Consider the following 13,186-nt stretch of genomic DNA (forward strand, 5'->3'; position numbering starts at 1 on the left):
CATCCAGATGCGGTGCCCGGCGAGTTCGGCGACGGTCACCGACCGGGCGGAGGCCAGCGCGTGGCCGGGGCCGGTGAGGAGCTGGAGCGCCTCGTCGAGTACCCGGACGGAGTCGATGTCCTCGGGAAGAGGCCGGCCGGGCGCGGCGACGGCGCGGAAGGACGCGTCGATCTCACCGGAGCGGAGGGCGTCGACGGCCGTCTCGATGTCGAACAGCCACACCACGTCGAGCTCGATCTCGGGATGCGCGCGGTGGAAGCCACGCATCAGGCCCGAGGCCGCACCGCGCGAGGCGATCACGTCGACGCGCAGCGGGCGGCGGCCGGTACGCACGGACGCGACCGCGCGTTCGGCGACGCGTAGCAGCTCGCGCGCGTGCGGCAGGAACGCCTGCCCGTCGATGGTGAGCTGGGCGCCGCGCGGCGTGCGGGTGAACAGCCGCACCCCGAGGTTGCGCTCCAGCGCGGCGATGCGCTTGGAGACGGCCTGCTGGGTGACCGCCAGCTCGGCGGCGGCCTCCCGGAACTGCCCCGCCTCAGCGGCGGCGACGAAGGTCCGGACGGTGTCGAGGTCCATGCTCATCACCCTACGGGCACAACCGTTGGTTGTGTCCGGCGGCGATGCGGTTGTTTGATCCGCGGCCCTGGCGCTCGCTTTGATGCTTCCGGTCACGGATCGGTTGTGCGAGTGGTGGGGGCGTCGGGCATGAAGAGCGGGCACCGGCTGGGACCGCGGTGGAGACATGTGCGCGGGCACCGGCGGGGTCACGGGCTGGGGCGGCGGTTCGGGTGGCTCTGGGCTGCGTACGGGACCAGCGCACTCGGCACGTGGCTCGCGTTCGGCGCCTTCCCGTTGATCGCCGTCCGGGTGCTTGATTCCGGACCGGCCGAGGTCGCCGCCCTCTCCTCCGTGGGGGCCGCGGTGGGCGCGGCGGTGGCGGTGCCGCTCGGACCGTGGGTGGAGTTCCGCCGGAAGCGGCCGGTGCTGATCGGGATGGACCTGGTGCGGTTCGCGGCGCTGCTGACGATCCCCGCGGCATTCGCGCTCGGCGCGCTCACCTTCCTTCAGCTCCTGCTGGTCTCGGCCGTCGTCGCGGCGGCCGACGTCACCTTCCGCTCCGCCTCCGGTGCGTACCTGAAGGCGCTGCTGCCGGCACGGGACCTGCTCACGGCCAACGCCCGGCTGGAGTCCACGGCCTGGGCGACCACGATCGTCGGGCCGCCGCTGGGCGGCGCCGCGATCGGGGTCCTCGGTCCGGTGGTGACGGTGGTGGCCGACGCGGTCAGCTATCTGCTCTCCGCGCTCGGCGTCCGCGCGATGGGCGGGCACGAGCCGCCGCCCGAGCACCGAAGGACCGCCCGCCCGCGGGCCGGGGATCTCCTCGACGGCTGGCGGTACATCCTCGCCGACGCCACGCTGCGTCCCCTGTTCTTCAACACCGCCCTGTTCAACGGCCTGGTGATGGCCACCCAGCCACTGCTGGCCGTCCTGATGCTCGGCCGGCTCGGGTTCCCGCCCTGGCAGTACGGCCTCGCCTTCGCCGCGCCCGCGATCGGCGGGCTGCTCGGCTCACGGCTGGCCCGCCCCCTCGCCTCCCGGTTCGGGCAGCACCGCGTCCTGCTCACGGCCGGGACACTGCGCGCACTGTGGCCCGTCGGCCTCGCCTTCACACAGCCCGGCACCGCGGGGCTGGCGCTGGTGATCGGTGTCGAGCTCGGCCTCATCCTCTGCTGCGGGATCTTCAACCCCGTCCACGCGACCTGCCGCCTCGATCTCACCGCGTCGGACCGGGTCGCCCGCACGCTCTCCGCCTGGCAGGTGACGGCCAAAGCCACGACCGCCCTCCTCACGGCCCTCTGGGGCGTGCTGGGCAGCCTGCTCGGCCCGCGTACGGCCATCGGCCTGGCCGGCCTGCTCCTGCTGGCCACCCCGCTGCTGCTGCCCCGCCGCAGTCCCGCGTCACAGGCCGGCACGGAACCCGCTCCGAGCCGCGCCTGACGCGGGGGCGCCGAGCCGCTTGCCCCTGGTCGGATGCGTTGCGGACGACCGGGCTCGTGAGAACACCGGTCGCGATGGAGCTCACGGCCGGCCGGCTCCGGCAGCACTCGGTCGGGGTGGTGGTCGAGCCGGCCGACGGTGACTGCCGTCAGCCGTGACATGATCGGCCCTCTCAGGCGCCGCGGTCCGCGCCTGGTGGAGCGTCCGCACCCGACGCCCGCCGGATGACACGGCAGACGCACCATTGCACCAGCCTCACGGGCCGCCCTCGGGCGAGTGCCCTCCCCCGTTGCACGGCGAGCGCATGCCGCCCTTCGGGAGGAGACGCTGCGACGTCCGCGCGCGTCGCCTCAGGCAGCGTCCGCTCCGCCCGCGCCGCCCGTCTCTTCTTCGCTCACTGCCAACGGCGAGTGAGGGCACCGCGGTGCACGGGCCGTCCGGGCCGACTGTCATACTTCCTGCCCGTGAGCAGCACGAACGGTGGCCCCGGGCGGCGTGCAGGCAGGCCTGCGGCGCGGCAGATCCAGACCTGGCAGGCAGCGGAGCACAACGCCGCGGCATGGATGCGGCATTGGGGCTTCGATGATGCCAAGGCGCGGCCCGGCGGTGCGGACGGCGGGGTTGATGTCGTGTCCCGGCGGGCGCTCGGCCAGGTGAAGTTCCAGGCCAGCTCGGTGGGGCGGCCGGAGCTGCAACGGCTCTTCGGAGCGCGGGGCAAGGCCATGGACAAGCAGCTGCTGTTCTTCACCGGCAGCAGTTACGCGGCCACCGCGCTGTCGTACGCGGAGGAGAACGACATCGCCCTGTTCGTCTACGGCCTCGACGGGGCGATGCGCCCGGTCAACGCAGTTGCCCGCCGCATCGGCGCGGCACCGGCAGCGGCCCCGCGTCCGGTCGCCACCCCTGCCACGGCGGGTGTTCCGGCCGACGACATCGTCCGGTCGGAAGCGCGGCCACCCCGCCCCGCCTCCACGGCGCCGTCCGCCAAGAGCACCGGCCGGACACTGGCGCTCGCGTTCCTCGCGCTGGTGGCGCTCGGCGGGCTTGCCTCAGTGGTCGACGGCGCGACCGGGCCCTCCAGCGCGAAGGACAGCACCAGCATGTCCGCTGAGCAGCGGGTCCTGGAGGTGAAGGCGTTCGAGGACTACGCCGCGGCTCATGGCTCCCCGGAGCAGCAGGACGCCGTGCGGCACGTGGTGCGGATCGAGGCAGTCGACTCCCCTTACAGCAAGATCCACGTGCACACCGACTACCCCCGGGCAACTCACGCCTACACGGAAGGCAGACTCATCTCCGAGTTGTTCGGCGACTACCTGAAGGCCCGGGATCAGAACGGCAACGGCTACATCACCGTGTACGGCGACGATGCGTCCGTCCCGCTCGCCTATGCCATGTACTGACCGTTGCGGCCTTCCTTCCGCAGCGCACTCGCCGTCATCTCGTCTCGGGACTCATGCGCCCGGCCCGACTGCCCGTCGTCGGCCGGGCCACATGTCGTCGTACGCGGCATCCATGAACTGCGCCTGCGGCGCACGCAGCGCGGATGCGTCGGCTGTCTCGCCTCGGGCCGCTTCAGCGAGGTGGAACGCGTAGCGGTAGGCGGCGCCCCGCAGTGGCTCGCTTCCGGCAGCGAGGTCGATCTCCGCCTGCGCGAGCCAGAGGTCGTCGACGAGTCGTTCCAGCTCGTCACCGGCGGGGACACCGCCGCGGTCCGGGCGTGAGAGCGCCGTTTTCCCCACTCGTGAGGCGAGGCTCAGAAACTTCGGCACCGCGTCCTCGAGCTCAGCGCGGTGCGCGGCCGACTCCTGCACCTGGAGCTGCCGCGCGCTGACCCGCGACACGAGGTACTGGCCGAACAGTGACCCGCCCGCGCCGAGCGCCACGCCTACGAGAGACAACAGCGCCGGCCCCAAGGTTCCCCAAGATCCTGTGGCCGGAGTCCCTCAGCACCGGTTCCACCGATGCCGCCGGGAGTCACGGGGTGCGGGCCGGACCGGGGCGGGGCGGCGAGTTACGCCTTGGTCGTCGGCTGGGCCGCGCGGGCCACGGCGAGCAGGAACAGGCCGCAGGCCGTCACGATCAGCCAGCCCGCGTGCGAGGCGCGGGCGAGACCGGTGGGGCCGACGTTCGCGACCAGGGCTCCGGCGAGGGCGATGCCCACGGCCGAGCCGACCTGGCGTGCCGTGGAGGTGATCGCTCCCGCCACGCCGGCCCGGGACGGCGGCAGGCCGCCGACCGCGGTGTTGGTGAGGGGCGCGTTGGCGAAGCCGAAGCCGATGCCGATGAGCAGGTAGGCGAGCAGGAGCAGCAGCGGGTTCGTGTCCTGGTGGAGATCGACCAGGGTCAGGCCGCCGGCCGCGATGAAGCCGCCGGCGAGGAGGAGGGGACGGCGCGGTCCCAGGCGTCCCACGAGGGCGCCGGACCAGGGCGCGCACACGGTGGCGCCGAGCGCCATGGGCAGGGTCGCCGTGCCCGCGGCGAGCGGGGTCCAGCCGCGGCCGTGCTGGAGGTAGAGCGTGGTGAGCAGCAGGCTCACGTTGAGCGCGACGAACACCGCCGCCGCGCCGAGCACGGCCGTGGTGAAGGCCGGCCGGCGGAAGAGCGTCAGGTCCATCAGGGGCTCCGGGCCGCGGAGTTCGACCCGGGCGAACGCGGTGACGGCGGCCGCTGTGAGGACGTAGCCGATCAGTGCGGTGGGCGAGGTCCAGCCGACGCGCGGTCCTTCGATGAGGACGCCGACGAAGAGGAACAGGGCGGCGGTGAGGAGCGCCTGTCCGGGCAGGTCGAGCCGCCGGGTCCGGGACCCGCGCGACTCCGGGACGAAGACGGCGACCAGGACGAGCGCGGCGACGACGACCGGGGCGTTGATCCAGAACACCGACCGCCAGCCGAACGCCGCGATCAGTGCTCCGCCGGTGACCGGGCCCGCGGCCATGCTGAGCCCGAAGACCGATGCCCAGACACCGATCGCCCGGGCCCGCTCCCGGGGGTCGGGCATCGCGTTCACCACGATGGCCAGTGCGACGGGGCTCAGCATGGAGGCGCCGATCCCCTGGACGGCCCGGGCGGCCACGAGCAGGCCGAGGGAGGGCGCCAGGGCGCAGGCCAGGGAGGCGGCGCCGAAGACGACCAGTCCGAGCTGGAAGACCCGGCGCCGGCCGAAGCGGTCGGCGAGCGCGCCGGACACGATGAGGAGGCAGGCCAGGACCACGGTGTAGGCGTCGACGACCCATTCGAGGCCGTGTGTGCTCACTCCCAGGCCCCGTCCGATCTCGGGGAGGCCCACGTTGACGATGGTGGTGTCGACGCCCACCAGGAACATGCTCATCGCGCAGACGGCGAGCACCGTCCAGCGTCGGCGCGCGCTCGGAGCGGATGGTGGGGCGGTCAGGGACGTGGTGGTCACGTGTCCTCCTCGGTGGGGCGGGTCGTCTGCCCGCTCATGCTCGGTTCGAGGAGGAGTGGCGGCCCACAGTTTTTGCGAAGACTGCAAAATGGCCGCATGGATGCGGATGCGGAGCCGGAGCTCGCGGAGATTCTCGACGGCATCGGGCCCCGGTTGCGCGCACTGCGCCGCGACCGCCGGCTCACCCTGGAGGCCCTGGCGGAGGACACCGGGATCTCGGTGAGCACGCTGTCGCGTCTGGAGTCGGGGCGACGGCGCCCGACCCTCGACCTGCTCATCCCCCTGGCGCGGGCGCACCGCGTCGCGCTGGACCAGATCGTGGCCGCCCCGGCCACCGGTGATCCACGGGTGCACCTCAAGCCCCGCAGCCGGGGACGCGGGAGTGTCCTCGTGCCGCTGACGCAGTACCCGGGCCGGGTCCAGGTCTTCAAGCAGGTCCTCGCGCAACGCGAGCCGAGGCTCGTCACCCACGCCGGCTACGAATGGCTGTACGTGCTCGCCGGGGAACTCCGTCTCATCCTGGGCGAGCGTGACGTCACCCTCCGGCCGGGCGAGGTGGCCGAGTTCGACACCCATGAACCTCACTGGTTCGGCCCGGCCGGCGCGGACGCCGTGGAGATCCTGCATCTGTTCGGACCGCACGGCGATCAGGCCGTGGTCCGGGCGCAATCACCGAGAGAGTCCGGTACCGGTGGCAGCGCCGGCGCGTAGGGTGCCCTCCCTCACTGGGCTGGGGGGTGCTTTCCCGGGCCGTCGCCGGGCCCGGCGAGCGGGGTCGGGGAGAGGTCCGCGGGTTCCTCGCCGGCCTCCAGCAGGGTGTCGGCCGAGCCCACGATCAGCGGGTCCGGCTTTCCGGCGACCGTGTCGTCCTTGGCCGGGTAGTCGCAGCGGTCGAGGAAACTGCGCATGGCTTCCAGCCGGCCCCGCCGCTTGTCGTTGTTCTTCACCACCGTCCACGGCGCGTGCACGGTGTCGGTGGCGCGGAACATGTCGACCTTGGCCTTGGTGTAGTCGTCCCACCGGTCGAGGGAGGCCAGGTCCGTGGGCGACAGCTTCCAGCGGCGTACGGGGTCGACATGGCGTATGGCGAACCGGGTCCGCTGCTCGGCCTGCGACACGGAGAACCAGAACTTCATCAGCAGGATGCCGTCATCGGTGAGCAGCCGCTCGAACAGCGGCGCCTGCTCCAGGAAGGTGCGGTACTCCTCCTCGCTGCAGAAACCCATCACCCGCTCCACGCCGGCGCGGTTGTACCAGGAGCGGTCGAAGAAGACGATCTCACCGCGCGCGGGCAGGTGTGCCACGTACCGCTGGAAGTACCACTGGCCCGCCTCGCGCTCCGTCGGCTTCTCCAGCGCTACGACGCGGGCGCCGCGCGGGTTGAGCCGCTCGGTGAAGCGCTGGATGGTGCCGCCCTTGCCGGCCGCGTCGCGACCTTCGCAGACCACGACGATCCGCTGGCCGGTGTCCTTGACCCAGCGCTGCAGCTTGAGCAGCTCGATCTGCAGGAGCCGTTTGGTTCTCTCGTACTCGGCCCGGCTCATCTTCCGGTCGTACGGGTAGTTTTCGCGCCAGGTGTCGATGGGGCTGCCGTCTGCGTCCAGGAGCAGCGGCTTCTCCGGGCGGCGCTCGTCGATACGCAGGCCGGCGAGCAGGTCGTCGTCGCCGGTACCGTCGGCGTTCCGGCCTTCTTCGGTGATCTCGTCGCCGGGCCGCGGCACGGCGGCTGCTCCGTCGTTGCGCTCATCGGACATGGTGTTCCTCCCGGTGCGCTGTCTCTCTCGGCGTGGCCGCTCTAGAACGGCAGGCGGCCGCGCGCCCGGCGCCCGGCGGAACCGCTGCGGCCGACCGCGCGGGAGCTGGAGCGGAAGGGCTTGCTGAACAGCCGCCCCAGCACACCGGGCGCCTTGGACCCGGCGCGGGATCCGAGGCCCAGGGTGCGCTGGGCGCCGTTCTGCGGATGCCTGGACAGCCGGGGAAGCAGGAAGGCCAGCACGGCAAGGACGAGGCACAGGCCGATCACGGCGGCGATCATCATCGCGGACTCCCGAAGTATGAGGTTGGACGCTTGTGGTTGCGTCCAACCGACTGCCCCTCCGGCTCTTGAACACGCCCGCCTCTTCCGTTCGATCTCCCTGCGGGTCTCGCTCGTGCCGGATGTGCGAGCACCCGCGGCAGAGGCCGGAAGTCTCCGGGAGAGCCGGTTCGAAACAGCCGGGCGGGAAGTGTGCGGTGCCGACAGGCCCGTCCCATAACCTCGTGCATGGAGACATCAGATGCCCTGGGCATCCATAGTGAGGGAGGCACTCGTGCTCGGAAAGGGCACGCGGCTGCTCGCGGCCGCCGCCGCCGTCGTGGCCTGCGTCGTGCTCGTCGGCCCGACGGGACCCAGCGGTGCCCACTTCGCCAGGCCGCTGCCCGTGGACGCCGTCAAGGACGTCGTTGCGAACCGCGTCATGACGTGGAACATCTGCAACCCCTGCGAAGAGAGCAACATCAACCGTGCGGCGGAGATCGCCACGTATGCGCCCCAGGTCATCGGCCTGCAGGAAGCGTGCGTGCGTGACGTCGAGAAGATCCGCGACTATCTGGAGCTGCTGTACGGGCTCGATTACCACGTCCGGTACGGGTCGGTGCTCAGGAACTGGGGCCGCTGCGGGGGTGCGCCGTGGAGTCCGGGGGCCTACGGTCAGGCAGTTCTCTCGGCGGCGCCGATGACCGACCGCGTGGTCGTGGAGTACCCCGACGGAGGGTCCGAGGACCGTGGGTACATGGCGGTCACCACCCTGGTGGGCGGCCGGTCGGTCCGCGTCTTCAACACGCACTTCGCCGAACGGCGTCAGGAAGCCGTCCGGGCGGGCCAGGCCCGCGTACTCGCCGCGGAGATCGCCCGGTACGACCGTGCCGTCGTTCTCGGGGACTTCAACGCCGTGCCGGACGCCATCGAACTCGCCCCCGTGTGGTCACTGGCGACGGACACGGATCCCGAGTGCCATCCCTCGCCCGTGGGCGCCTGCACCACGACGACCGACTGGCACAGCAAGTTCGACTACATCTTCCTCCGGGGCATCTCCCCGCTCAGGCACCGCGTGGAGCCCTCACCGCACTCGGACCACCATCTGGTGCACGCGGATCTGGCACCGATCTGAGCGGGCATTCGCGGACTGAGGGGGAAGAGGACGTTTGCCGGAGCGTGAACGGTGCACACGATGAGCTAACAAAACCTTTATACGTCGACGAGACGGAGGACCTCACCATGGGCATCATCGCGTGGATCATCATCGGCCTGCTCGCCGGCATGATCGCCAAGGCCATCATGCCGGGCAAGGACCCGGGCGGCATCATCATCACCATGCTCATCGGCGTCGCGGGCGGTCTCCTCGGCGGCTGGCTCGGCAAGGTGATCTTCGGCGTCGATTCGGTCGACGGCTTCTTCGAGCTCTCCACCTGGATAGCCGCCATCGTCGGCTCCCTGATCCTCCTCGCCCTCTACCGCCTCGTCACCGGCAACCGGCGACACACCCACCGCCACGCGTGACCAGCTGACGCACGACACACCGGGTACTGCTGAACGGCTCCCGCCCCGCACGGGGAGGGAGCCGTTCAGCGTGTGCCCGGCGACCGGGCCGACAGGGCACGAGGTCAGGCCTCCCGCGCCGCCCACAAGGACCGCACATGCCCCAGGTGCCGGCTCATCACGGCCTCCGCGGCCGCGGCGTCCCCGGCGAGCATCAGGTCGAGGAGTTCCAGGTGCTCCTGGGCCGAGGGAAGCAGCATGCCGCGCGCGTCCAGGGCCGTCAGCCCGTACAGCCGGGATCGTTTGCGCAGGTCACCGACCGTTTCGACCAGGCGGTCGTTGCCGTGCAGCCCCAGCAGGGCGAGGTGGAAACGGCGGTCGGCGTCCAGGTAGCCGAGGAGGTCGTGGTCGCGGGCGCTCACCACGATCTCCTCGGCCACCGGCCGCAGCGCCTCCAGCTGTTCCCGGCTCGCCGACCGCGTCACCGCACCCACGGTCGGCACCTCGATCAGCGCCCGCAGCTCGCTGTACTGGTCGAGGTCGCGCTCGCTGATTTCGGTCACCCGGAACCCCTTGTTCCGCACGGGTTCGACCAGCCCTTCCCGGACCAGGTCGAGCATCGCCTCGCGCACCGGAGTGGCGGAGATGCCGAAGTCGGAGGCGAGTGCCGGGGCCGAGTAGACCCGCCCCGGTTGCAGCTCGCCGGAGATCAGCGCGGCGCGCAGGGCGTGGGCCACCTGGTCGCGCAGCCGTTCCTGCGCGGTGATGAGGTTGGCTTGCTTCAGGTGGCCACCCATGGTCTGCCTCCGGGGCTGGGCTCTGCGATCGGCGCTGCGATCGGCTGCGGTCGGACGGTTCACTTCGCGGGCACCTCAGAGTAGGAAACCCGCCGGGAAGGGATCGTCCGGGTCCACGAAGTACTGGGCCGTGCCCGTGATCCACGCCCGCCCGGTGACCGTGGGCACCACGGCGGGCAGGCCGCCGACGGTGGTCTCGCCGACGAGGCGTCCCACGAACCGCGTCCCGATGAACGACTCGTTCACGAAGTCGGCGCCGAGCGCGAGTTCGCCGCGCGCGTGCAACTGGGCCATGCGAGCCGAGGTGCCGGTGCCGCAGGGCGAGCGGTCGAACCAGCCGGGGTGGATGGCCATCGCGTGCCGCGAGTGCTTCGCGCCGGAGCCGGGCGCGGTCAGATACACGTGCTTGAGCCCGGCGATCTCGGGATGCTCCGGATGCGCCGGCCGGTCCGTGGCGTTCACCGCGTCCATGATCGCGAGCCCCGCGGCGAGCAGTTCCTCCTTGCGGCCCCGGTCGAAGGGCAGCCCCAGCGCGTCGAGTTCGACGAAAGCGTAGAAGTTCCCGCCGTAGGCCAGGTCGTAGCCGACGGTCCCGAAGCCGGGCACCGCCACGGTGCGTTCCAGGGCTACGGCGAACGCGGGCACGTTGGTGAGCGTGACCTCCTCGGCGACGCCGTCCGTCACCCGGACGTCGACCGTGACCAGTCCCGCGGGAGTGTCCAGGCGGACCGTGGTCACCGGCTCGGTGACCGGTACCAGTCCGGTCTCGACGAGCACGGTGGCGACACCGATCGTGCCGTGCCCGCACATCGGCAGGGCACCGGACACCTCGATGAACAGCACGCCGTGGTCGGCGTCGGGCCGGGTGGGCGGTTGCAGGATCGCGCCGCTCATCGCGGAGTGGCCGCGCGGCTCGTACATCAGCAGGGTGCGGACGTGGTCGAGGTGGTCGACGAGGTGGCGGCGCCGCTCGGCCATGGTGGCGCCGGGCAGCACACCGATGCCGCCGGTGATGACCCGGGTGGGCATGCCCTCGGTGTGCGAGTCGACGGCGTGGTAGACGTGTCGGGTGCGCAACGCGTGACCTCCGGCGGTCAGTCGAGGCCCTCGGCGAGGGCCTTCTCGGTGGCGGCGCGGACGATGGCGGCCTGTTCCGCGTTCAGCGGGGAGCGCGGCGGCCGGGTGGGGCCGCCGGGACGGCCGGCGATCTCCATGGACACCTTGACGGCCTGGACGAACTCGGTCTTCGAGTCCCAGCGCAACAGCGGGTGCAGGGCGCGGTAGAGCGGGAGGGCGAGGTCGAGATCCCGTTCCACGGCGGCCCGGTACAGGGTGAGGCAGGCGCCGGGCAGGGCGTTGGGGAAGCCGGCGATCCAGCCGACGGCGCCGGCCAGGGCGAGTTCGAGCAGGACGTCGTCGGCGCCGATGAGCAGGTCGAGGCCGGGGGCGAGTTCGGCGATCTCGTAGGCGCGGCGGACGTCGCCGCTGAACTCCTTGACGGCGACGATGTGCCCGTCGGCGTGGAGGCGGGCGAGCAGGTCGGGGGTGAGGTCGACCTTGGTGTCGTACGGGTTGTTGTAGGCGACGACCGGCAGTCCGGCGCGCGCGACGTCGGCGTAGTGGGCGTGGGCCGTGGCGTGGTCGGCGCGGTAGGCGTTGGGCGGCAGCAGCAGCACCGAGCCGCATCCGGCCTCGGCGGCCTGCTCGGCCCAGCGGCGGGAGGCGGTGCTGCCGTAAGCGGACACGCCGGGCATGACGCGGGCGCCGTCCCCCGCCGCCTCGACGGCCACACGGACCACGCGGGCGCGTTCGTCGTCGGTGAGGGTCTGGTACTCGCCGAGGGAGCCGTTGGGAACGACGCCGTCGCAGCCCGCGGCGATCAGGGCGGCGACGTGCGCGGCGTAGGCGTCGTAGTCGACGGTGAGGTCGGCGCGCAGCGGGAGGGCGGTGGCGACCATGACGCCGTGCCAGGGCCGGGTGCGGGTGTCTGCGACGGTCATGTTCCGGGCTCCTCGGTGGGTGCGGTGGGCGTGGCGGTGGCGTCGGCGGGCCCCGCGGCCGGGGCGGTGGCGTCGGCGGGCCCCGCGGCCGGGGCGGTGGCGTCGGCCGATGGCGCGGGCGGGGTGGCGGGGTCCTCCTCGGGCAGTCGGACCAGGTGGCGAAGAGGTACCGGGCAGGACAGCGGGCGCCGGTCCGGGGCCGGTGGGGTGCCGGTCAGCAGGGCGACGGCGGGGCCGCACATCCGCCCCTGGCACCAGCCCATCCCGGCGCGCGTGAGCAGCTTGACGCCGCGGGCGTCGAGGGCGCCGTACTCGGTGACGGCCGTACGGATCCGCGCGGCGGTGACCTCTTCGCAGCGGCACACCTCGGTGGTGTCCTCGAGCGGGTCGGCCCAGCCGGGGCCGGGCCGGTGGGCGGCCGTCATCACGTCGGCGAAGGCGCGCAGCCGGGCCCGGCGCCGGGTGAGGGCGGCGGTGCGGCGAGCGCCGCGCGGGATGCCGTGCAGGGCGTGGGCGATGGCGTCGGCGGCGAGTTCGCCCTCGGCGAGGGCGAGGTCGGCGCCGCCCACCCCGCAGGACTCCCCCGCGGCCCAGACGCCGGGCACGGAGGTGGCCTGGCCGGCGTCCACGGCCAGGGCCGGGGTGCCGTCGGGGGCGCGGCGAGTGGCGCAGCCGAGGCTGGTGGCGAGGTCGAGCTGCGGGAGGAGTCCGTGGCCGACGGCGAGCGCGTCGCAGGGGATGCGGCGTCCCGTGCCGGGCAGGGGCCGCCAGTCGCGGTCGAGCCGGGTGACGGTGACGGCCGCCACGCGGCCGGTGCCGTGCGCGGCGGTGACGGCGTGCCGGGTGAGCAGCCGGGTGCCGTGCCGCAGCAGGACAGCGCCGTGCCGGGCGCCTTCGGCGAGCTTGGCGGGGTTGCGCAGCAGGGTGGGCGTGGTGCGGGCGTACGCCGTGTAGTCGGCGGCCTCGACGACGGCCGGGACGCGGGCAGCGGCGGCCGCCAGGGACCCGGCGACGGCGAGCAGCAGGGGTCCGCTGCCGGCGACGACGATCCGCCGGCCGGGCAGTACCAGCCCGGACTTGAGCATGGCCTGCGCGCCGCCCGCGCCGACGACCCCGGGCAAGGTCCATCCGGGGAAGGGCAGTTGGCGCTCGTAAGCGCCGGTGGCGAGGAGGACGGCCCGCGCGTCGACGTGCGCGGCCGTCTCGTCGGGGCCGACGACGGCGTGCAGCCGCCAGTGCGCCCCCGCGCGGGCCACCGTCCACACGTGGTGGCGCGGCAGATAGGTGACGCGGCCGGCGTCCAGCCGCCGCAGACGTCCGGCGAAACGGCGCCAGCCGTGGTGCAGGGCCTGTGGCCGGGCGGCGCGCAGGCCGGGTGCGGGGTGCCGGTGGAACTGCCCGCCCGGCCGCTCCCCCGCGTCGAGCAGGGTGACGCTCAGGCCCAGGTCGGCGGCGCGCACGGCGGCGG

14 protein-coding genes are annotated in these 13,186 nt (G+C 72.9%); 5 read left to right on the plus strand and 9 right to left on the minus strand.

Annotated elements, in window-relative coordinates:
- The coding region (locus tag CCN42_RS16890; protein ID WP_143661930.1) for a LysR family transcriptional regulator at nt 1-576 on the minus strand (576 nt) is incomplete at its 3' end.
- 129 nt (nt 577-705) lie between these two features.
- Here CCN42_RS16890 and CCN42_RS16895 point away from each other — a divergent pair.
- Complete coding sequence (locus CCN42_RS16895; protein ID WP_086736656.1) at nt 706-1,998, plus strand: MFS transporter; 1,293 nt, start codon at nt 706-708, stop codon at nt 1,996-1,998.
- A gap of 464 nt (nt 1,999-2,462) precedes the next feature.
- Entirely contained in the window at nt 2,463-3,398 is a 936-nt protein-coding gene (locus CCN42_RS44490; protein WP_245877324.1) for a restriction endonuclease, read from the plus strand.
- A gap of 51 nt (nt 3,399-3,449) precedes the next feature.
- Here the strand turns inward: CCN42_RS44490 and CCN42_RS16905 are convergent, their stop codons facing one another.
- Nucleotides 3,450-3,881: a hypothetical protein gene (locus CCN42_RS16905; protein WP_245877325.1), complete on the minus strand. Its 432-nt coding sequence runs from the start codon at nt 3,879-3,881 to the stop codon at nt 3,450-3,452.
- Nucleotides 3,882-4,009: 128 nt separating this feature from the next.
- Entirely contained in the window at nt 4,010-5,404 is a 1,395-nt protein-coding gene (locus CCN42_RS16910) for an MFS transporter (protein WP_211294727.1), read from the minus strand.
- Between the two features lie 96 nt (nt 5,405-5,500).
- Here CCN42_RS16910 and CCN42_RS16915 point away from each other — a divergent pair, with 96 nt between their 5' ends.
- Nucleotides 5,501-6,115 (plus strand): helix-turn-helix transcriptional regulator, encoded by a 615-nt coding sequence (locus CCN42_RS16915; RefSeq protein ID WP_086736658.1) that lies wholly within the window; start codon nt 5,501-5,503, stop codon nt 6,113-6,115.
- Between the two features lie 11 nt (nt 6,116-6,126).
- Here the strand turns inward: CCN42_RS16915 and ppk2 are convergent, their stop codons facing one another.
- Both ppk2 and CCN42_RS16925 read right to left on the minus strand, forming a co-directional pair.
- The gene (gene ppk2, locus CCN42_RS16920) at nt 6,127-7,158 is read right to left on the minus strand and encodes a polyphosphate kinase 2 (RefSeq protein ID WP_086736660.1); all 1,032 of its coding nucleotides are present in this window, start codon (nt 7,156-7,158) and stop codon (nt 6,127-6,129) included.
- A gap of 41 nt (nt 7,159-7,199) precedes the next feature.
- Nucleotides 7,200-7,442, minus strand: coding sequence for a DUF6411 family protein (locus CCN42_RS16925; RefSeq protein WP_086171584.1), 243 nt, complete (start codon nt 7,440-7,442; stop codon nt 7,200-7,202).
- Between the two features lie 238 nt (nt 7,443-7,680).
- Between CCN42_RS16925 and CCN42_RS16930 the strand changes: the two genes are divergently transcribed.
- Together CCN42_RS16930 and CCN42_RS16935 are read left to right on the plus strand one after the other, a co-directional pair.
- The gene (locus CCN42_RS16930; protein ID WP_086736662.1) at nt 7,681-8,553 is read left to right on the plus strand and encodes an endonuclease/exonuclease/phosphatase family protein; all 873 of its coding nucleotides are present in this window, start codon (nt 7,681-7,683) and stop codon (nt 8,551-8,553) included.
- A 107-nt stretch (nt 8,554-8,660) separates the two neighbouring features.
- Nucleotides 8,661-8,942, plus strand: coding sequence for a GlsB/YeaQ/YmgE family stress response membrane protein (locus CCN42_RS16935; RefSeq protein WP_086171582.1), 282 nt, complete (start codon nt 8,661-8,663; stop codon nt 8,940-8,942).
- 104 nt (nt 8,943-9,046) lie between these two features.
- Here CCN42_RS16935 and CCN42_RS16940 read toward each other — a convergent pair whose 3' ends face one another.
- The 4 genes from CCN42_RS16940 to CCN42_RS16955 all read right to left on the minus strand — a co-directional run.
- Nucleotides 9,047-9,718, minus strand: coding sequence for a GntR family transcriptional regulator (locus CCN42_RS16940; protein ID WP_086736664.1), 672 nt, complete (start codon nt 9,716-9,718; stop codon nt 9,047-9,049).
- A 75-nt stretch (nt 9,719-9,793) separates the two neighbouring features.
- The gene (locus tag CCN42_RS16945) at nt 9,794-10,795 is read right to left on the minus strand and encodes a proline racemase family protein (RefSeq protein WP_086736665.1); all 1,002 of its coding nucleotides are present in this window, start codon (nt 10,793-10,795) and stop codon (nt 9,794-9,796) included.
- 17 nt (nt 10,796-10,812) lie between these two features.
- Nucleotides 10,813-11,718 carry a dihydrodipicolinate synthase family protein gene (locus CCN42_RS16950; protein ID WP_086736667.1) on the minus strand — a complete coding sequence of 302 codons (906 nt, stop codon included), beginning with the start codon at nt 11,716-11,718 and terminating at the stop codon, nt 10,813-10,815.
- Nucleotides 11,715-13,186 (minus strand): NAD(P)/FAD-dependent oxidoreductase (locus CCN42_RS16955; RefSeq protein ID WP_107427602.1); only part of this gene is annotated, 1,472 nt, incomplete at its 5' end. The genes CCN42_RS16950 and CCN42_RS16955, both read right to left, overlap by 4 nt.

This window comes from Streptomyces glaucescens (genome assembly GCF_002154375.1).
Taxonomy (GTDB): Bacteria; Actinomycetota; Actinomycetes; order Streptomycetales; family Streptomycetaceae; genus Streptomyces; species Streptomyces glaucescens.